This is a genomic window from Micromonospora sp. CNZ296, assembly GCF_007827635.1.
The window spans coordinates 188,716-207,081 of sequence record NZ_VISW01000007.1 but is presented as its reverse complement, the minus strand read 5'-3'; the positions used below and the strand labels follow the sequence as shown (position 1 = coordinate 207,081).

Genomic DNA, 18,366 nt, shown 5'->3' with positions numbered 1-18,366 from the left:
CACCGGCCGTTCACCCGGGGGACCCGGGCCTACGGTGTGTGGAACGGCGGGCACGGCGCTCAGCCTGCCGTCCGGATCTCCACGATGCTGATCCGGGTGCGGGTGCTGTAGGTCAGCCTGCGGCGGTGGTCGTCGTCCGCCGGCCGCACCGCCACCTGGACGCGGATCTGGGTGCCCTTCGGCAGCTCGACCCGTTCGTCCGGCGTGCTCACCACGAACACCCCGCCGGTGGTCTCCGGGTCGACCGACACCCGCTCCTGCCGCAGCAACGGGGTGTCGTTCTCCGCGTCTCCGGGCCGGGTGTACTCGGCGCGTATCCGGACCAGGTCGTCACGCCGCAACCCGCGCAGGTCGACTGTCGCCTGGATGCTCACCAGCCCGGTCTCCGGCACCGTCCAGTGGTACAGGCCGGTGGCCCAGCGGATGGCGTGGAACCGGTCGGTGGTGTCGAGCGTGTCGCCGGCGTGCGCGGTGCTGTGGAAGGTGGCGATCACGTCCCGCTTGGTCGTCGTGGACGTCTTCTCCCCGATCATCTTCGCGAAGTCGTCGGCGGTGCCGCGGAACGCGTCCGCGTCGCAGGTGTGCTGGCGGCCGATGATGGCCGAATCGGTGAACTGCCAGATGCGCGGCGTCTCCGCCGGCTTGCCGTAGCGCGTCCAGCCCGGGCCGGAGTCCCCGCCGGCCCGCGCGTACGCGGCCTTGAAGTCCTCGGCCACCCGGTACGGGTAGTCGGCGTTCCAGCGCGGGAAGTCGCCCAGGTCGTCGTCGCCGTACTGGCCGCGCGACGCGTACATCACCGCCACCTTGCCGGTGCGTTCCTCCAGTTCCCGGCCCACGTCGACGCCGATGTGCGGGGGCACGTCGTCGGTCGGCCAGCGCTCCAGGTCGATCTGCCAGAAGAACCCGTCGTACGTGCGCCACCAGGGGGTGTGCTTGTCGGCGTAGTCGATGGCGGTGGCCGCCTGGTCCTCGATGGAGACGTCGGAGTGCACCACCACGTACATGCCCAGGAACGGGATGTCCGCGTCCTTTGCGGCGGTGAGCATCACCCCGTAGTACTGGCTGTGGAACGTGCCGTCGCGCGACTGTTCCGTGCCCTTGTAGGTCATGAAGTCGATGCCCGCGGCGCGGGCCTCCCGGATCCGGTCGGCCGTCAACCCCCGGTCGACGTCGTAGTCACTGGCGTCCCAGCCGAAAAGCGTCATGTGCGGTACCTCCCGCGTTCGCGGAGAAGACGTTCCCGAAATTGCCGGAGCCGATTCGAGGGCACCATTGCCCGATCGACGCAGAAAGAATCTGATCATCGCCATCGGATAATCGGCACGGAACATTTGCGAACCGCGCTGGCGGGGCGATTCGCTCCCGCTTTGACCTGCGTAAACGACTCTACCGAGGGGTTCGGCGATCGGCCACCGCTGAACGTCGATTAATTATGCAAATCATTTTCGTCAATTTCCGGGCGGCGGGCACCTGCCGTTCACCTGAGCGCCCTAGGCTGCCGGTGTGGAACAACTGGCGCGGCGACTCGGCGTACCCGATGCGGTGGTCATCGGTCTGGGCTCGATGCTCGGCGCGGGCGTCTTCGTGGTCTTCGCACCGGCCGCGGCTGCCGCGGGCGGTCCGGGCCTGCTGGTCGCGCTGGCGGTCGCGGGCTTCATCGCCTACTGCAACGCGACCAGCTCGGCCCGGCTCGCCGCCCGCTACCCCGAGTCCGGCGGCACCTACGTCTACGGCCGGGAACGGCTGCACCCGTTCGCCGGTTTCCTCGCCGGCTGGGGATTCGTGGTCGGCAAGACGGCGAGCTGCGCGGCCATGGCGCTGACCGTCGGGGCGTACCTGTGGCCGGGGCGGGCGCGGCTCGTCGCGGTCCTCGCGGTGGTGGCGGTGACGGCGGTGAACCTGCGCGGCATCGGCAAGACCGCCACCGCCACCCGGGTCCTCGTCGCCGTGGTGCTCACGGTGCTCACCGTGGTGGCGGTGACCGGCGCGCCGCAGGTGGCGGCCGACCGGCTCACCGCGCCGGCCGGAGTCGGGGCGGCCGGCGTGCTGACCGCCGCCGGCCTGCTGTTCTTCGCCTTCGCCGGGTACGCGCGGATCGCCACGCTGGGCGAGGAGGTCCGCGACCCGGAGCGCACCATCCCCCGGGCGATGCCGCTGGCGCTCGGCGCGGTGCTGGCGATCTACCTGACGCTGGCAGTGGTCGCGCTCGGCGTGCTCGGCGCCGACCGGCTGGCGTCCACCGACGCGCCGCTGGTCGAGGTGGTGACCGCCGCCGGGCACCCGGGCCTGGCCTGGCTGGTCCGGGCCGGCGCCGCAGTCGCGGTCACCGGTGTGCTGCTGTCGCTGCTGGCCGGCGTCGGCCGCACCATGCTGGCGATGGCCCGGCGGCACGATCTGCCGGGCGCGCTGGCGGCGGTCCATCCGCGCCACCGGGTGCCGCACCGCGCCGAGCTGGCGGTGGCCGCCGTGGTCGCCGCCGTGGTGACAGTGGGCGACATCCGGGGCGCGATCGGCTTCTCCAGCTGCACGGTGCTGGTCTACTACGCGATCACCAACGCGTCGGCGCTGACGCTCGGCCCGGACCCGGCCCGGCGCGTCCCGGTACGGCTGCTCGCCGCCCTCGGGCTCGTCGGCTGCCTGGTGCTGGCGGTCAACCTGCCGCTGCCGAGCGTCCTCGCCGGGTTCGGCGTGCTCGCCCTCGGCGCGCTCGGGTACGCGGTCCGCAACCGTCGTCGACCTGCCTGACGCGGCCCGGCCGCCTTGACGCGGCCGGCAGCCCTTGATGCGCCGGCTGCCCTTGAGGCGCCCGGCGGCCGTCACCGCTGGCGCGTCCGGTCACTCACTCCTGCGGGCGGCGTGCGGCGGGCGGGCCGGTGGGTGCCGGCGGCGGCGCGGGCGTGGTCTCCCGGAGCAGGGCGGTCAGCCCGGCCCGCCGGGCCACCACAGTCAGCCGGTCACCGGCCTGGATCACCATCCGGGGGTCGGCCGACCAGTCGGCCTTCTGGTTCGGCCGGGTGTGCGCGAGCAGGCGTACCTCGCCGGGCCGGGCCACCGCGCTCAGCGGACTCCCGTCCAGCGGCGAACCGGCCACCACCGGCACCTCGGTGACCAGCAGCGCGTGCCGGTCGACCGGGATGGTGGCGACCACAGCGCGATCCAGCAGGGCCGCCGCGAACGCCGGCGCGGCCAGATAGGACACGCTGCGCGAGATGCCGATGCCGAACGCCTGCTGGATCCGCTCGGCGAAGTCGCCGTCGAACAGCCGCAGCACCACGCGCAGGTCCGGGTCGAGGGACCGGGCGATCAGCGCCGCTCGCAGGTTCGTCCCGTCGTCGGTGGACACCACCACGAGCGCCTGGCAGGTGTCCACCGAGGCGGACCGGAGCGTCTCCTCCCGGCCCGCGTCGCCCACGATCAGCGGCACCCCCAGCCGGCGCGCCAGCGGGGCGCCGCGTGCGTCCGGGTTCTTGTCGATCGCCACCACCTCGACACCGAAGTCGTGCAACTGCGCCATCACCCGGGTGCCGATGTTGCCCAGCCCGACCATCACCACGTGCCCGGAGCGGTCCGGCTGGACCCGGCCCGCGTGCAACGCCAGCCGGGCGTTGACGATGCCGTCGACCACCGCGGCCGTGATCAGCGGGATCAGCGCCAGCCCGGCCAGGTTGAGCACCACCTGCATCACCTGGGCCGCGACCGGCTTGTTGACGTCCGGATCCTGGCCGGTGAGCGTGGTGACCAGCGTCAGGTAGACCGCCTCGCTCCAGCTCACGTCGGCGGCCCGCGCGTTGAGCCAGCCCAGCGCCGCGATCACCCCGAGCAGCACCAGCACCGCGATACCGATCTTGCGGGTGGCGAAGTGACGGACCGCCCGCAGCAGGACGGCGACCGGCTGCCTGCGCCGCCGCGCCCGTACCAGCCGCCGCGCGGCGACCTCGGTGCCCGCCGGCCGCCCGGTCGCCTCGGCCAGCACCACGTCGGCCGCCGCCTCGTCAGCGGGCAGCACCCGGACCAGGTCCGGATCGGTGGTGACGGCAAGGCCGCAGACCACGTCCTGCTGGCGTACGTCGTCGCGGCGGGCCACGTAGAGCGTGCGCCCCGCGTGCCGGAAGTGGGTCGGCGCCACCTCGCCCAGCGCGGCGGCCACGAAGGCGGGTGCGGCGATCGAGGCGTCCGAGAGCACCGCCGAGTCGGGGAAGAGCTGCCGCAGCCCGTCCGCCAGGTTGGTGTTGAACATCCGCACCACCAGGCGCAGCCGCGACTCGACCTCCTGCGCGCAGAGCGCGGCGTGCATGTTGCCCACGTCGTCCTGATGCAGCAGGGCGAGCCCGGCCGCGCCGGCCAGCCCGGCCCGGCGGAACGCGGCCTCGTCGAGGCGCTCCGCCGTGACCACACGTACCCCCGGCACGTCCCGGCCGTCGGGGCCCTCGGACCGGCGGCGGCCCGGCACCACGAGCGTGACCCGCACCCGGCCGTCGGCGCTGTCGGTGGCGAGCAGCGACCGGACCACCCAGTAGGCGAGCGGGTCGGAGCCGCAGACCACGTAGTGGGGGCGTTCGTCACCGTTCATCCGGAGCCGCCAGCCGGTTGCGCGGCGCGCGCGGTCGCGCAGAGGCTCGGCCATGTCCGGATCGTAGTCAGCCGCTCGCGATCCGCGCAGCCCCGGCGATCATGAACGCATGGCACGGCCGGGTACGGGTAGAGCACCGCCATGCAGACGTTCCTGCCGTATCCGGACTTCCTGGCCAGCGCGCGCACGCTGGACCAGAAGCGGCTGGGCAAGCAGCGCGTGGAGGCGATCCAGGTGCTGCGCGGGCTGACCCGGCCGGACTACGGCTGGCGCAACCACCCCGCGGTGAAGATGTGGGCCGGGTACGAGGAGGCACTGACCCGGTACGGGCTGGACATGTGCGCGGTGTGGTGCGAGCCGGGCCGGGCCGACACCTGCGCCGGGACGCTCGCCACCGACCTCGCCGCCGCCTGCGGCATCTCGGTGATACGCACCCAGGACGAGCTGGCCGCCGCCGGTGAGCTGCCGCCCTGGCTGGGCCGCGACGACCTGCACCGCAGCCACCGGTCGTCGCTCCTGCGCAAGGACCCCGCCCACTATGCACGGTTGTTCACCGACGTCTCCCCCGACCTGGAGTACGTCTGGCCGCCGTCGGACCGCCCCCGCCGCTGCCTGCCGTGAAAGGAAGGGCCCCTTATTAACGCCTGCGGTAGAGGAAGGGCCCCTTGTTAACACCTCGCCCCACACACCCACGCGGCGCACCCAGCACGGGGGCGACGCGGCGTTAAGAAGGGGCCCCGCACATCCGTATGCGTTAAAAGGGGCCCCTTCCTTTCACCTCGGGCAGACTGGGGGGACCGCCGACTGGAGGATGCCCCGTGGGTCTGTCGCAAGTGGTAGGTCGCCTGATCGGCGTACGCGAGCACGTGGTGGACCCGGGCGGCGGTGGCGCCGACCGCGTGCCGCGCCCGGTCCCGGCGCTGGTGGTCGGCGGCGGCATCGCCGGCATGTCGGCGGCGGTGGTGCTGGCCGAGCGTGGGGTGGCGGTGACGGTGCTGGAGGCGGCGCCGCACCTCGGTGGGCGGCTCGGCGCCTGGCCGGAGGATCTGTCCGACGGCGTCCAGCGCAACGAGCACGGCTTCCACGCGTTCTTCCGGCAGTACTGGAACTGGCGGTCGATCCTGCGCCGCGTCGACCCGGCGCTGGGCTTCCTCAAGCCGATCCCGGGCTACCCGATCCTGTCCGAGCAGTGGCCCACGGAGGAGTTCGGCAAGCTGCCGCCCGCGCCGCCGGCGAACCTGCTGGCGCTGCTGCTGCGCAGCCCGAGCCTGCGCCTGGCCGACCTGCGCACGATGGACCGGGACGCGGCGCTGCCGCTGCTCACCTACGACCCGGTACGCACCTACGAGGAGTTCGACGAGCGGACCGCCGACGATCTGCTCACCTCGCTGCGGCTGCCGGACCGGGCGCGGGCCATGCTGTTCGAGGTCTTCTCGCACTCGTTCTTCAACCACGAGGCGGAGATGTCGGCCGCCGAGATGATCGCGCAGTTCCACTTCTACCTGCTCGGCAACCCGGAGGGGCTGGCCTTCGACTGCCCGGATCGGGACTACGGCACGGCGATCTGGGAGCCGCTGACCCGGTACGTGGAGAAGCACGGCGGCCGGGTGCTGACCGGCGCGGCGGCGGCCCGGCTGGACCGTACCCCGGCGGGGTGGCGGGTGACCGGCGCGGACGGCGACGTCTGGGAGGCGCCGCACGTGGTGCTCGCGGTGGACCCGCCCGCGCTCGCCGCGCTCGTCGACGCCTCCCCCGGCCTGGTCGCGGCGGCACCCGAGCTGGTGGCGCGGATGCCCGCGTTCGGCAGACCCGGACCGCCGTACGCGGTGGCGCGCTACTGGATGGACGGGGACGTCCGGGCCGACCGCGCGGTGTTCAGCGGCGTCTCCCGGCAGCCCACGCTGGACTCGGTGACGCTCTACCACCGGCTGGAGGACGAGCCCCGCCGCTGGGCCGCGCGCACAGGCGGCTCGGTGGTGGAGCTGCACGCGTACGCCTGCGAGCCGGACGTGCCGGCCGACGAGCTGGCCGCCCGGATGCTGCGGGAGCTGACCGCGCTCTGGCCGGAGGTGGCCGACCTTCGGGTACGCGAGCTGCGGGCCCGCGTCGAGGCGCAGGCGCCTGCGTTCACGCCTGGCAGCCACGCCTGGCGCCCGGGGGTGGAGACCGACGCGCCGGGCCTCTACCTGGCCGGGGACGGCATTCGCACCGACTTCCCGAGTGCGCTGATGGAACGGTCGGCGGCCACCGGGATCATCGCCGCGAACCACATCCTCCGTGCCGAGGGCGCGGCGGCCGAGCCGGTCCGGTCGATCCGGCCGCGCGGCCTGCTGGCCGGCAAGGCTGGGCCGAAACGGTCATAAGCGCATAAAATCGACTCTACGCTCGACTGATCCGGCGACACGGGAGGTCGGGCGGTGAGCACCGCGACGCGGGATCGGCGCGACGAGGAGCACGGGACACCTCGGGACGAACGGACCGCGGTGGTCACCGCGCTGCGACTCGGCTGGTCCATGGCGGACGCCTACCACCACGCGCAGACCGCCGACCTGACCGGGGACGGGCACCGGCCGGCGCCCGCGCCGCCGAAACTGTCGAACCTGACCGAGCTGGCCGGACGGCACCGGCTCGGCATGTACCTCGACGGCGTGGACGTCGCGCTGGCCCAGATCGCGCCGCTGACCACTGCGGGCCGTACGGTGCCGTCCACCGCCGCCGCCCGGGGCGCCACCGAGGCGGGCCGGGAAACGCTGCTGCGCGCGCTCGACGACCTCAACATCGACGTGCTGCGCTGGACGATGGCGACGAACCACCGGGTGGGTGTGGCGTACCGGCTCGGGCGCTCGCTCGCCGACACCGTGCGGCGCGGCGACGCCGGCCAGCTCGCCGCGCGCTTCGGCGGCCGGCATCTCCAGATCAGCAGGTGGCTGGACGAGCTGGCGAGCGTGCTGCCGCCGTACTCGGCCGCCGTGGTGCGCCGCTCGCTCGCCGCCTGGGCGACGGCTGTCGGTCGTGCCACTGTGGGCGACCCGGGCGAGGCTGGGCTCGCCGAGCTGGCCCGCGAGCTGCGCAACCAGGGCGACCTGTGGCAGGACGTACTGACCGGCGGCCTGCACCCGCGCGACCTGCTGGACGAGGAGAACTGGGCGGTGATCGCCCGCAACGTCGTCATCCGGGACCGGAAGCTGGTGGCGCAGGCCGCCCGTGGGATCTTCTGGCCGGTGCTGGCGCCCCTGCTGGTGGTGCTGCTGGCGGTCGTCGGGGTCAGCGCCGCCGCGGCGGCCGGTTCCCCCACCACCCGGGCGGCGGTGGCGCTCGTCGGCCTGGGCGCCGGGCTCACCGCGATCTGGCGGTCGATCTCCACGCCCACGCTGTCGGTGGCGGCCGAGGTGAACCGCCCGCTGCTGGACAGCGAGCTGGTGGTGCAGATGACCGCCCGCATCGACCGGCCGCTCGCCGCCGCGAGGCGCGCCGGCCGGGCCGGACGGCAGCGGCGGCCCGCCGACGACGGATCGAAATACGTTGCCCACGATTCCCGGATCGATCTACCGTGAGCGCGCAAGGTCAACCACCGCTCCGGGAGCCGTCGATGTCGCTACGACCCGCCACCACGATGACGTCGTGGCTGCTCGGCGACGGCTGCCGGGAACACGGTCCCTGGCCCGGAGGGCACGACTGACGCGCCTCGCGCGTCCCCGTCGTCGCCGCCCGGTCCCCGTGGACCGGGCGGCTTTTTCGTCGCCGTACCGCCGATCGTGAAGGGAGAACCCGGTGGACGCCGTCCTCGTCGTCAACGCCGACCTCGGCCCGCTGCACCGGGTCACCGTCAAGCACGCGATCCGGATGCTCTGCCGCCGGGTCGCCGAGATCCACGAGGCCGAGCCCGACCGGGTCATCGGCGTCTTCCCGCTGCCGCGTGTGGTCCGCCTCGTCCGGTACGTGGTGACCCGCTGGCGGTTCAGCGCCGGCCCGGCCTGGTCCCGGGCCGGGGTGCTGGCGCGCGACCGGCGGAAGTGCGCGTACTGCGACGGCGCGGCGAGCACGATCGACCACATCCTGCCCCGCTCGCGCGGTGGCCGGAACACCTGGGGGAACACCACCGCCGCCTGCTACGCGTGCAACCAGCGCAAGGGCGACCGGACCCCGGCCGAGGCGGGCATGCCGCTGCGGCGGGAGCCGGTGACGCCGAGCTGGGCCGCACTGGCGCGGTGACGGACGGCCGGCGGGCACAGGGGGCGGTGCCGGGGGTGAGCCCCGGCGCCGCGCCCGCCGGTCCCACCAAGTCGCCTAGCTGTCGAGACGCCGGGCCAGCCCGTCGAGCAGGAGGTCCAGCCCACCGCCGAACTCGTCCTCCGGTGCGACCGCGCCGGCCTCGCGCGCGGTCGCGGCGAGCAGGGGGAACTCGTCGCGGGGCAGCGCCGCGATGACAGCCGTTCCGGGGCCCGACAGCGCGCCGAGGTGTTCCATCTGGATCGCGCCGACCACGTAGCCGAGCAGGGCGCGGAACGCGATCACCCGTCCGACGCCGGTGAAGCCGGCCCCTGTCAGCACCGCGAGCACCGCCTCGCCCCAGCGCAGGATCGTCGGCGAGCGGTGCCGGTACGCGGGGAGCAACGGCACCACTGCCGGATGGACGCCGACCGCGCGGCGCACCCGGTCGGCCAGGTCCCGGATGCCGTCCGGCCACGGGACGTCGCCCGGCGGACGGGTGTCCACCTGTTCGAGGACCCGCTCGACGACGAGCGCCTCCAGTTCGTCCCGGTCGGCGACGTAGCGGTAGAGGCCCATCGTGCTGGTGCCGAGCTGCGCGCCGACTGCGCGCATGGTGAGGCCGGCGAGGCCGTCCCGGTCGAGCACCGCGAGCGCCGCGTCGGCGAGCTGGGCCGGGGTCAGGGAACGGGGACGGGGCATGGCCTTGACAGCGTACAAGATACGCCTACGGTTGTAGGAGTACGTCGTACGCCTACAACGGGAGCGCGCATGGACGTCGTCACCCCCCGCCACCTGACCAGCGTGACCGGCACCGGGATCGACCTGCCGGATCCGGACCGCCTGATCCACCTCCAGTTCCGGCGCTTCGCCGGCTGCCCGGTCTGCAACCTCCACCTGCGCTCGATCGTCCGCCGGCACGCCGAGATCGAGGCCGCGGGCGTACGCGAGGTGGTGCTCTTCCACTCCCCCGCCGACGAACTGCGCGAGCACGTCGCCGACCTGCCGTTCGCCGTGGTGGCCGATCCGGACCGGCGGCTCTACCGGGAGTTCGGCGTGGAGTCGGCGCGGCGGTCGCTGCTCGACCCGCGCGCCTGGCTGCCGATCCTGCGAGCAGTGGTGACCGGCACCTGGCACGTGCTGCGCGGCCGGGAGCGACTGCCGTCCGCCTCCCCGCACGGCGGGCGGCTCGGGCTGCCGGCCGACTTCCTGATCGCACCCGACGGGCGGGTGCTCGCCGAGAAATACGGCGAACACGCCTCCGACCAGTGGTCGGTGGACGAGCTGTTGGCCCACGTCAGCGCGGACCGCGCGTCGCGGTGACGGCGGACCGTGCCGGCCGGCCGTTCGCGGCTGACGCCTGCCGGCCGGTCAGACGGCGGGCGGCGTCCAGCCGAAGCGCGGCGGGCGGCGCTCGTTGATCGCGGCCACGCCCTCGCGTGCCTCGCCGCTGTCCCGCACCTGGGCGTGCCACCAGGCGAGCCGGTCGGCGTCGGCGCGCCCATCGACGATCTCCTTCGCGGCGGTCACTGTGAGCCGGGACCGCTCGGCGACCGTGGCGGTCAGCGCCGCCACCCGCCCGGCCAGCTCACCGGCCGGCAGCACCTCGTCCACCAGGCCGATCCGCAGCGCCCGCTGGGCGTCGACCAGCTCGCTGGTGAACAGCAGGTGCTTGGCCGCCGACGGGCCGACCAGCGCGGCCAGCCGCCGCGTGGTCGGTGCCGGGTAGACCAGGCCGAGCCGGGCCGGGGGTACGCCGAACCGCGCGTCCGCCGCGGCCAGGCGCAGGTCGCAGGCGACGGCAAGCTGGCACCCGCCACCCACGCAGGCGCCCTCGATCGCGGCGACTGTGGGGCGGCCGAACGCGGCGAGCCGTTCCTCGGCGGCCACCGCGATGCTGCCGTCACCGGCGGCCAGCAGCTCGTCCAGGTCGCCCAGATCGGCGCCGGCGCAGAACGTGCCGCCCGCGCCGGTGAGGACCAGCACCCGTACGGCCGGGTCCGCCTCCAGGCCGTCTAGCAACACCGGGAGCTGCCGCCACATGGCCGGGGTCATGGCGTTGCGCCGGGCCGGGTTGTGGATGACGACAGTGGCCACCGGGCCGTCCAGGGTGACTGTCAGTTCCGCGTCGGACATGGGTCCGACCGTAACGGCCGGGGCCCGCCGACCACCCGCGTGGGGTGGCCGCCGGGCCCCGGGATCGGCGGTCAGGTCAGGAGACGTTGATCGCGGTGTCGTCGATCACGAACGAGGTCTGCAGCGAGACGTCCTCGGTGCCGGTGAACTTCAGCGTGACGGTCTGCCCGGCGTACGCCGCCAGGGAGAACGACTTCTGGCTGTAGCCGCTGGCCTTGTTCAGGTTCGAGTAGGTCGCCAGCGTGGCCAGCACCGAGCCGGACGAGTTGAGCACCTGCACGTTCAGCTTGTCGTACTGGACGCTGGTGGTGCTCTCGGCCGAGTCGATGTGCAGCCAGAACGAGAGGTTGTACGCGGAGCAGCCGCTCGGCAGGCTCACCGACTGCGACAGCGTGTCGGTGCGGGTGCTGCCGTAGCCGTTCAGCCACGCGTTCCACGTACCGGTGCGGGTCGGCTGGCCCTGCGAGCCGTACTGGCCGATCACGCCGGAGGTGGTGGCCCAGACCGTGTTGCCGGACTCGAAGCCGGGGTTGCCGAGCTTCTGGCCGGCGCCGGTGCAGCCGCCGCCCGTGCCGGTCACCGTCAGCGAGTACGTGGCGGTCTTGGTGCCCGACGCCGCGCTGCCGGTGACGGTCACCGAGTAGGTGCCGGTCGGGGTGCCGGAGCTGGTGGCGATGGTGAGCGTGGACGAGCCGCCCGAGGTCACCGAGGCGGGGCTGAACGACGCGGTGGCGCCGGTCGGCAGGCCGGACGCGGAGAACGTCACGGTCTGCGCGGTGCCGCTGGTGGTGGACGTGCCGACGGTGGCGGAGGCCGATCCACCCGCGGTCACCGACCCGGAGGTCGGCGAGAGCGAGACGGAGAAGTCGTTACCGGTCGAGCTGCACGGAGCGTCGTTGCCGGCCACGTTCACCGCGGTCCACGCCGCCTGGACGGTCTTGTACTCGGTGGAGCAGTTGCCGTACAGGTCGGTCGCGGCCCGCAGGGTGTACGCGCGGGCGGTGTTGGCCGGGTTGCTGGTGTTGACGTACGAGGTGTTCGAGGTGAAGTACACGTCGAGCGCCCGGTACCAGATCTTCTCCGCCTTGGCGCGGCCGATGCCGGTCACCGCCGGGGCCGAGCCGCAGACCGGCGAGGTGCCGTACGCGGTGGCGCCGGTGCCCTCGGCGAGGTTGAAGAAGAAGTGGTTGCCGACGCCGGAGGAGTAGTGCACGTCCTTGTTCTTCGTGCTGGTGGACCAGCAGGAGTCGGACGAGCCGTCCAGCGACGGGTTGTACATGTAGCGCAGCGGCGTACCGTTGCCGTTGATGTTGATCTTCTCACCGACCTGGTAGTCGCCCGGGTCGCTCGGCGCGGCGGCGTAGAACTCCACCATGTTGCCGAAGATGTCGCTGGTGGACTCGTTGAGGCCACCGGACTCACCGGAGTAGACCAGCCCGGCCAGCGCCTCGGTGACGCCGTGGCTCATCTCGTGACCGGCCACGTCCAGCGAGACCAGCGGGCGGGAGTTGCCCGAGCCGTCGCCGTAGGTCATCTGGGAGCCGTCCCAGAACGCGTTGACGTAGTTGTTGCCGTAGTGCACCCGGCTCGGCACGCCCTGGCCGTTGCCGAAGATGCCGTTACGGCCGTGCACGTTCTTGAAGTAGTCGAACGTCTTGGCGGCGCCGAAGTGCGCGTCCACGGCGGCCGACTGCCGGTTCGAGGTGGCGCCGTTGCCCCACGCGTTGTCCGCGTCGGTGAACGTGGTGCAGGTGGAGGTCCCGTTGTTCATGTCGCAGGTGCGGCCGTTGCCGCGCACCGGGTCGATCATCTGGTACGTGCTGCCGGAGAGCGTCGTGTCGATGGTGACCGAGCCGCTGTAGACGCCCTGGCCGGTGCCGGCCACCGTCTCGATCTCGTCGTACGAGCCGATCACCTTGCCGGTGGTGGCGTCGGTGATGACGTGCAGCTTCGACGGCGTCTGCTTGTCCGCCTTCCAGCCGGTCGCGACGGTCTCCCAGGCGAGGCGGCCCTTGCCGCTGCTGGCGTCGACGAACAGTTCCGGCGCGCCGACCGAGGTGAGCGACCCGGAGAACGTCTTGCGGGCGCTGGCCTTGGCCGCGTCCGCGCCGACCTTCGCGGTGGTGCTCAGGGTCAGCGGGGCGGACAGGCTGACCGACGCGCTGGTCAGGGTGCCGTTCGGGGCGGTGTGGATGACGAAGTCACCGCCGTACACCCGGAGACCCTGGTAGGTCCGGCTGTACCGGGTGTGCGCCGCCCCGGAGGGGTCGACCTTGGTGCGGACGGCCTGGTAGGCCTCACCGCCGGCGCCCTGGACGACGCCGGGGTTGGCGCGCAGTAGGCTCGCGGCCTTGGCTGCGGCAGAGGTCTCGGGGCTGGGGGCGGTTGGCGCTGCCGCTTGCGCCGAGGTGGTGACGCAGGCCAGCACGCTGCTGGTGAGCAGCGCTGCGCTGACGGCGGCGACGGATCTTTTCACGGGCCCTCCTGGAAGGCGAAGTTGTGACGGGGGTAGTCACTGATGTAGATATAGCGATACATCGAAGAACGTGAAAGAGGCTGGCGAGATCCCGCCTGAGACATTGACCGAACGGATGAGGAGGACCGGTGGGCCGGAACCGGGTGGTCCCGTCGCGCGTCCGATCGGGTATGAGAGCTGCCTCCGCCGCGGCGGCCGTCGCCGCCCTTCTCCTCCCGCTCGCCGGCTGCGCCCGCACCGACGCCCCACCCGTCCTCACGGACGGACCCTCGCCGCTGGCCACCGAGGTCGTACTCGTGAAGTCGGGCGGCATCGCCGGGCTGTCCGACACCGTCCGGGTCGAGCCGGACGGCCACTGGACGAGGACCGACCGCGGCGGCGCCTCCCGCGAGGGACAGCTCGCCGCGGAGAAGCTCACCCGGCTGCGGCAGCTCGCGGCCGACCCCCGGCTCGCCGCCGAGGCCGCCGTCACCGTGCTGCCGACGATGTGCGCCGACGCGTTCACCTACCGGCTCACCATCGGGCCGAACCAGGTCGGCTACGTGGACTGCCCGCCGGAGACCACGCCACCGGCCGTCACCGCGCAGGTGGTGGACCTGCTCAACGGCGCCACCGGCTGACCGGCCCGTCAAACCCGTTCCGGCTGTGACATCGGCCTATGGCCGGGGCGGGCCGGCCGCGCCAGCATGGAAGCCATGACTCGCGCACTCATCGCCCTGACCAGTCACTCCGAGCTGGGCCGCACCGGCCGCTCGACCGGCTACTACGTCGGCGAGGCCGCCGAGCCGTGGGAGGTGTTCCGGGCCGCCGGGTACGACGTCGACCTGGTCTCCGTGGCCGGCGGGGAGCCGCCCGTCGACGGGCGGGACGAGAACGACAGCACCCAGAATGACTTCCTCGCCACCGCCGGCGTCACCGACACCCCGAAGGCCGCCGACGTCGACCCGGACGGGTACGACGTGATCCTCTTCGCCGGTGGTCACGGCACCATGTGGGACTTCCCCGACGACCCCGACCTGGCCCGGATCGCCCGCTCGGTCTACGAGCGCGGCGGCGTGGTGGCCGCCGTCTGCCACGGCCCGTCGGCGCTGGTGAACCTCACCCTCACCGACGGCTCCCGGCTCGTCGCCGGCAAGCGGGTGGCCGGGTTCACCAACAGCGAGGAGGCGGCCGTCGGCCTCACCGACGAGGTGCCGTTCCTGCTCGCCGACAAGCTCGGCGAAGCGGGCGCGCAGCACGTGCCGGCACCTGATTTCACCGAGCACGTGGTGGTCGACGGGCGGCTGGTGACCGGCCAGAACCCGCAGTCCGCCCGCGCCGTGGCCGACGCCGTGGTGAAGCTGATCGCCTGAGTCAGATCCGGTAGTCGTCGGGCAGGCCGGTGGCACGCAGCTCGGGCGGCAGGTGGGCGACGTCGTTGAACGCGACGAGCGCCGGCGGGCCGCCCGAGCTGTAGCGGATCACGGTCAACCCGCAGTTCTGCTGGTTCAGCCCGATCCACCGGCGCGCCGGCGCGTCTACCGCGTGCAGTACCAGCCACGCGACCAGGAAGTTGTGGGTGACGACCAGCTCGCGCACGTCACCCTCCGCGGGAGCGGCGGCGAACCGCGCCACCGACTCCGCGGTCACGCGCGGTCCGTCTCGCCGCTCCCGCTCGGAGAAACCGGCCAGGAAGGCCGCGTACGACTCCGGCAGGCCGGCCGGGTCGGTGTCGTGCGGCATGTGGTCGCCGGCGCGGTCGTCCTCGCGTACCGGAACACCCGGCAGCGACGCCGCGACCAGCGCGGCGGTCTCCGCGGCCCGCCGGGCCGGCCCATGGTGTACGGCGGCGAAGCGCGTGCCGCGCAGCCGCTCGCCCAGCAGCGTCGCCTGTCGGCGGCCGCGCTCGGACAGTCCGGTGTCCGCCTCCTCCTCCGGCCGGTCCTGCTCGCCGTGACGGACCAGGTAGAGCAGGCGGGTGGGCATCGGCACCTCCACGGTCGGGGACCGCGAGACTAGCCCGCTGAGCGCCGCCCGGGTGGCCCGCCGGTCACGGGTGCTGGTGCATCTGCCCGATCCGGATGCGGTTGCCGAACGGGTCACGGATGCCGAAGTCGATGCCGTACGGCCGGTCGGTCGGCTCGTCGGTCACCTCCACGCCCTTCGCGACCAGGTCCGCGTACGTCTTGTGCGCGTCGTCGGTGGTGAAGAACAGGAAACCGCCGGCGGCGCCCTTGGTGAGCAGTTCCCGGACCTGCTCGGCCGTCTTCGGGTCCAGAGCCGGCGGACCCGGCTTCTCCAGCAGGATCTCCCGGCCCGGGTCACCCGGCACGTTCACGGTGAGCCAGCGCATGAAACCGAGGTCCTGGTCGGTGCTGACCTCCAGGCCGAGCTTGCCGACGTAGAAGTCGAGCGCCTCGTCCTGGTCGAGCACGTAGATCTGGGAGCGGGAAGTCGAAGTCATCGTCATGCCGACGACGCTAGAGCAGCGCCCCGACCTGCTGCTTATCCGAAACTGCGCAGTCCCGCCGTCGAGCCACCTCGCCCGAGTTGCGTCGTTTGTCCGCGCGGGGACACCGCCCGGACATCCGCTGTTAACGTCCCCGTGACATAAGCCGGGGGGTTACTCGATGCAGCTGATGGTGGCCTGGGCCGCGACCGGGGCGTTGCCACAACCGCGCCTCGATGCCGCCGTGGCCCGGTTCGACAAGGCCGTGGCCGACCTCGTACCCGAAAGCTGGCACCGCCGGCGCTTCGGCGGCACCGACTGGGGCGTGCTGGTGCTGCACCCGGCCGATCCGGGCGGATACCGGTGGCCGCCCGTCGCCACCGACGGCCCCGTCACCGCCGTCTCCGTGGGCATCCCGGTAGGGGCCGACGGCGACGACCCGGTGACGCTCGCCAACCGCCTGCTCACCGGCGAGGACGTGCACCGGGACGTCGTACCGCCGTTCGCGCTGCTCGCACTCGACCGCGACCGTCTCGCCCTGCAACAGGACTGGCTGGGCATGGCCCGGGTGTTCACCGGCGCGGCCGACGGGATCACCGCCTGGTGCACCCGGCCCGGTCTGCTCGCCGACTTCCTGCACGGCGAGGCCCGCCCCGACCCGGCCGGCTGGACGTCGTACCTGCTCACCGGCCACTTCGGCGGCGACCTCTCGCCGCTCGCCGGCATCCGGCTGCTCCAGCCGGGCGAGCGGGTCACCGGCCGCCGCCGCGCCGACGGCGGCTGGCAGCTCACCACCGAGATCCGGTACGCCGCCGACGACGTGGTCCGCAGCGGCCTCGCCGACCGGGACCGGCCGACCGACGAGCGGCTGGACCTGGCCGCTGACGCGTTGACCCGATCCGTCGCCGGCCTGCACCGGCTGCACGACGGCGAGGTCACGCTCGGTCTCTCCGGCGGCAAGGACTCCCGGCTCATCGCCGCGACGCTCGTCGCCGCCGGCCGTACGCCGGACCTGGTCACCAACGACGACACCCCCGCCGAGGGCGACGTGGCCCGCGAACTGGTTCGGCTCCTGCGGGACCGGCGCGGCCTGGAGCTGCCGCACCGCCTCACACCCGCAGCGCCGCCGGAAACCGTCCTCGGCACCGGCCTCCGGGACCGGGCGCGACGGCTCGCCGCGCTGCACGACCACCAGTTCCCCTCGACCTACCTGACGCGCCCGGCGGCGCGGACCCGGCTGCCTGACGAGGTACGCCCGCCGAGCCTCACCGGAGCGGCAGGCGAACTGGTGGTCGGCTTCTGGTATCCCCGCCCCGACGCCGACCCGGCGCCCACGCCCGAGCAGGCGGCCATGAGCAAGCTGCTGGCGGCCGTGCCGCGCGGGACCACGACGCCCGAGGCGCTGGCCGCCGAACGGGACCGCGTCACCGCGCTGACGGCCCACGCCCGAGAGCTGGGCCTACGCGACGAGCACCTGATCGACTACGTCTACCTGGTCGAGCGGATGCGCCGCTGGTGCACAGCCGCGTACACCACGGGCATGGTCACCCCGTTCCTGGCGCCCGGCTTCGTCGCGGCCAGCTTCGCGTTCACCGCGGCCGAGAAGCGGGCGCGACTTCCGCACACCGCGCTGATCGCCCGGCTCGTACCGGAGTGGGCGGACGTGCCGTTCGTCAGCTCCGCCACCGGACCGTCCCGCGCCACCCGGATCTGGGAGGGCGACGGCGTCGCCGCCGTGGCCGACCTGCTGGACACCGTCCACGGGCCGCTCACCGAGCTGATCCGGCGTCCGGCCGTGGAGCGGGAGCTGCGTACCGCCGCCCGGGGCGGCCGGCCCGATCCGCGGGTGCTGGCCCAGTTCACCGCGCTGGCGGTCGCCTCCGAACGGCTGGAACCCGACTTCACCGGGCCGTCGACCGGCGCCACCTACGAGCGGGTCACCGCGCCGCCGCGCCCGCGTACGCCACCGGAGAGCCGGCTGGCCGGACTGCGCTGGCTACGGCGGACCCGGCTCGGTGACCGGCTCTGGGTCATGGTGCGGCGGAGGGTGCGGGGCCGCTGACCGCTGCGGCTTCCCCGGCGGCGGCCGGCTTGCGGGTGGCGACCGGCTGGCTGGCGGTGGCCGGCTGGCCGGCGGTGGCGCTCGGGCGCATCCAGGCCTTGGTGAAGCAGCTCGGGACGTCGGCCGGCGCGGCCTTGCGGCGCCGGTAGGCCGACGGCGACTCACCGACGATGCCGTGGAACGTCCGGCTGAACGTGCCCAGGCTGCCGAAGCCGACCAGGTGGCAGATCTCGGTGACCGGTTCGCCGGTGCACGCCAGCAGGTACATGGCGCGTTCCACCCGTCGGCGTTGCAGGTAGCGGTGCGGCGTCTCGCCGAAGGTGGCCCGGAAGGTGCGGATGAAGTGCGCCTCCGAGACGTGCGCGATCCGGGCCAGGGCGGGGATGTCGAGCGGCTGCGCGTACGCCCGGTCCATCGCGTCGCGGGCGCGCAGCATCGCCCGGTTGGACTCCTCGACCGCGCGACTCATCGCTGGTCAGCCTACT

General features: G+C 73.3%; 17 protein-coding genes. 9 read left to right on the top strand and 8 right to left on the bottom strand.

The window, feature by feature from the left end; translation table 11 throughout:
* Nucleotides 1–59 precede the first annotated feature (59 nt).
* Entirely contained in the window at nucleotides 60–1,205 is a 1,146-nt protein-coding gene (locus tag FB455_RS14390) for a glycoside hydrolase family 25 domain-containing protein (RefSeq protein WP_145753661.1), read from the bottom strand.
* Nucleotides 1,206–1,503: 298 nt separating this feature from the next.
* Here FB455_RS14390 and FB455_RS14385 point away from each other — a divergent pair, with 298 nt between their 5' ends.
* The gene (locus FB455_RS14385; RefSeq protein ID WP_186466400.1) at nucleotides 1,504–2,745 is read left to right on the top strand and encodes an APC family permease; all 1,242 of its coding nucleotides are present in this window, start codon (nucleotides 1,504–1,506) and stop codon (nucleotides 2,743–2,745) included.
* Between the two features lie 94 nt (nucleotides 2,746–2,839).
* On the opposite strand, the gene FB455_RS14380 is transcribed toward FB455_RS14385, so the two are convergent.
* On the bottom strand, nucleotides 2,840–4,624 hold the full coding sequence (locus FB455_RS14380; RefSeq protein WP_174361746.1) for a potassium channel family protein: 1,785 nt from the start codon (nucleotides 4,622–4,624) through the stop codon (nucleotides 2,840–2,842).
* Nucleotides 4,625–4,711: 87 nt separating this feature from the next.
* Here FB455_RS14380 and FB455_RS14375 point away from each other — a divergent pair, with 87 nt between their 5' ends.
* The 4 genes from FB455_RS14375 to FB455_RS14360 all read left to right on the top strand — a co-directional run bounded on the left by FB455_RS14375 (nucleotide 4,712) and on the right by FB455_RS14360 (nucleotide 8,782).
* On the top strand, nucleotides 4,712–5,191 hold the full coding sequence (locus tag FB455_RS14375; protein WP_013475062.1) for an MSMEG_6728 family protein: 480 nt from the start codon (nucleotides 4,712–4,714) through the stop codon (nucleotides 5,189–5,191).
* Nucleotides 5,192–5,388: 197 nt separating this feature from the next.
* A complete protein-coding gene (locus FB455_RS14370) occupies nucleotides 5,389–6,933 on the top strand; it encodes an FAD-dependent oxidoreductase (RefSeq protein WP_030272078.1) in 1,545 nt (514 codons plus the stop codon).
* 54 nt (nucleotides 6,934–6,987) lie between these two features.
* The gene (locus FB455_RS14365) at nucleotides 6,988–8,124 is read left to right on the top strand and encodes a hypothetical protein (RefSeq protein WP_013288892.1); all 1,137 of its coding nucleotides are present in this window, start codon (nucleotides 6,988–6,990) and stop codon (nucleotides 8,122–8,124) included.
* Between the two features lie 217 nt (nucleotides 8,125–8,341).
* The gene (locus FB455_RS14360) at nucleotides 8,342–8,782 is read left to right on the top strand and encodes an HNH endonuclease (RefSeq protein WP_013475060.1); all 441 of its coding nucleotides are present in this window, start codon (nucleotides 8,342–8,344) and stop codon (nucleotides 8,780–8,782) included.
* Between the two features lie 75 nt (nucleotides 8,783–8,857).
* Here the strand turns inward: FB455_RS14360 and FB455_RS14355 are convergent, their stop codons facing one another.
* Nucleotides 8,858–9,481, bottom strand: coding sequence for a TetR/AcrR family transcriptional regulator (locus FB455_RS14355; RefSeq protein ID WP_030272074.1), 624 nt, complete (start codon nucleotides 9,479–9,481; stop codon nucleotides 8,858–8,860).
* A gap of 69 nt (nucleotides 9,482–9,550) precedes the next feature.
* On the opposite strand from FB455_RS14355, the gene FB455_RS14350 reads away from it, so the two are divergent.
* Nucleotides 9,551–10,102 (top strand): peroxiredoxin-like family protein, encoded by a 552-nt coding sequence (locus tag FB455_RS14350; protein WP_030272072.1) that lies wholly within the window; start codon nucleotides 9,551–9,553, stop codon nucleotides 10,100–10,102.
* Nucleotides 10,103–10,150: 48 nt separating this feature from the next.
* Here the strand turns inward: FB455_RS14350 and FB455_RS14345 are convergent, their stop codons facing one another.
* Together FB455_RS14345 and FB455_RS14340 are read right to left on the bottom strand one after the other, a co-directional pair.
* On the bottom strand, nucleotides 10,151–10,915 hold the full coding sequence (locus FB455_RS14345; protein ID WP_030272070.1) for an enoyl-CoA hydratase/isomerase family protein: 765 nt from the start codon (nucleotides 10,913–10,915) through the stop codon (nucleotides 10,151–10,153).
* Between the two features lie 76 nt (nucleotides 10,916–10,991).
* Nucleotides 10,992–13,391 carry a M4 family metallopeptidase gene (locus FB455_RS14340; RefSeq protein WP_013475056.1) on the bottom strand — a complete coding sequence of 800 codons (2,400 nt, stop codon included), beginning with the start codon at nucleotides 13,389–13,391 and terminating at the stop codon, nucleotides 10,992–10,994.
* A 170-nt stretch (nucleotides 13,392–13,561) separates the two neighbouring features.
* On the opposite strand from FB455_RS14340, the gene FB455_RS14335 reads away from it, so the two are divergent.
* Both FB455_RS14335 and FB455_RS14330 read left to right on the top strand, forming a co-directional pair.
* The gene (locus FB455_RS14335; protein WP_030272068.1) at nucleotides 13,562–14,011 is read left to right on the top strand and encodes a hypothetical protein; all 450 of its coding nucleotides are present in this window, start codon (nucleotides 13,562–13,564) and stop codon (nucleotides 14,009–14,011) included.
* Nucleotides 14,012–14,086: 75 nt separating this feature from the next.
* A complete protein-coding gene (locus FB455_RS14330; protein ID WP_232236698.1) occupies nucleotides 14,087–14,743 on the top strand; it encodes a type 1 glutamine amidotransferase domain-containing protein in 657 nt (218 codons plus the stop codon).
* A 1-nt stretch (nucleotide 14,744) separates the two neighbouring features.
* Here the strand turns inward: FB455_RS14330 and FB455_RS14325 are convergent, their stop codons facing one another.
* Nucleotides 14,745–15,356: a histidine phosphatase family protein gene (locus FB455_RS14325; RefSeq protein ID WP_030272065.1), complete on the bottom strand. Its 612-nt coding sequence runs from the start codon at nucleotides 15,354–15,356 to the stop codon at nucleotides 14,745–14,747.
* Between the two features lie 64 nt (nucleotides 15,357–15,420).
* On the bottom strand, nucleotides 15,421–15,840 hold the full coding sequence (locus FB455_RS14320) for a VOC family protein (RefSeq protein ID WP_013288900.1): 420 nt from the start codon (nucleotides 15,838–15,840) through the stop codon (nucleotides 15,421–15,423).
* A gap of 160 nt (nucleotides 15,841–16,000) precedes the next feature.
* Between FB455_RS14320 and FB455_RS14315 the strand changes: the two genes are divergently transcribed.
* Nucleotides 16,001–17,881, top strand: coding sequence for a hypothetical protein (locus FB455_RS14315; protein ID WP_030272063.1), 1,881 nt, complete (start codon nucleotides 16,001–16,003; stop codon nucleotides 17,879–17,881).
* Here FB455_RS14315 and FB455_RS14310 read toward each other — a convergent pair.
* The gene (locus FB455_RS14310) at nucleotides 17,850–18,350 is read right to left on the bottom strand and encodes a helix-turn-helix domain-containing protein (protein ID WP_013288902.1); all 501 of its coding nucleotides are present in this window, start codon (nucleotides 18,348–18,350) and stop codon (nucleotides 17,850–17,852) included. The two genes, FB455_RS14315 and FB455_RS14310, sit on opposite strands and share 32 nt — an antisense overlap.
* Between the last annotated feature and the right edge of the window lie 16 nt (nucleotides 18,351–18,366).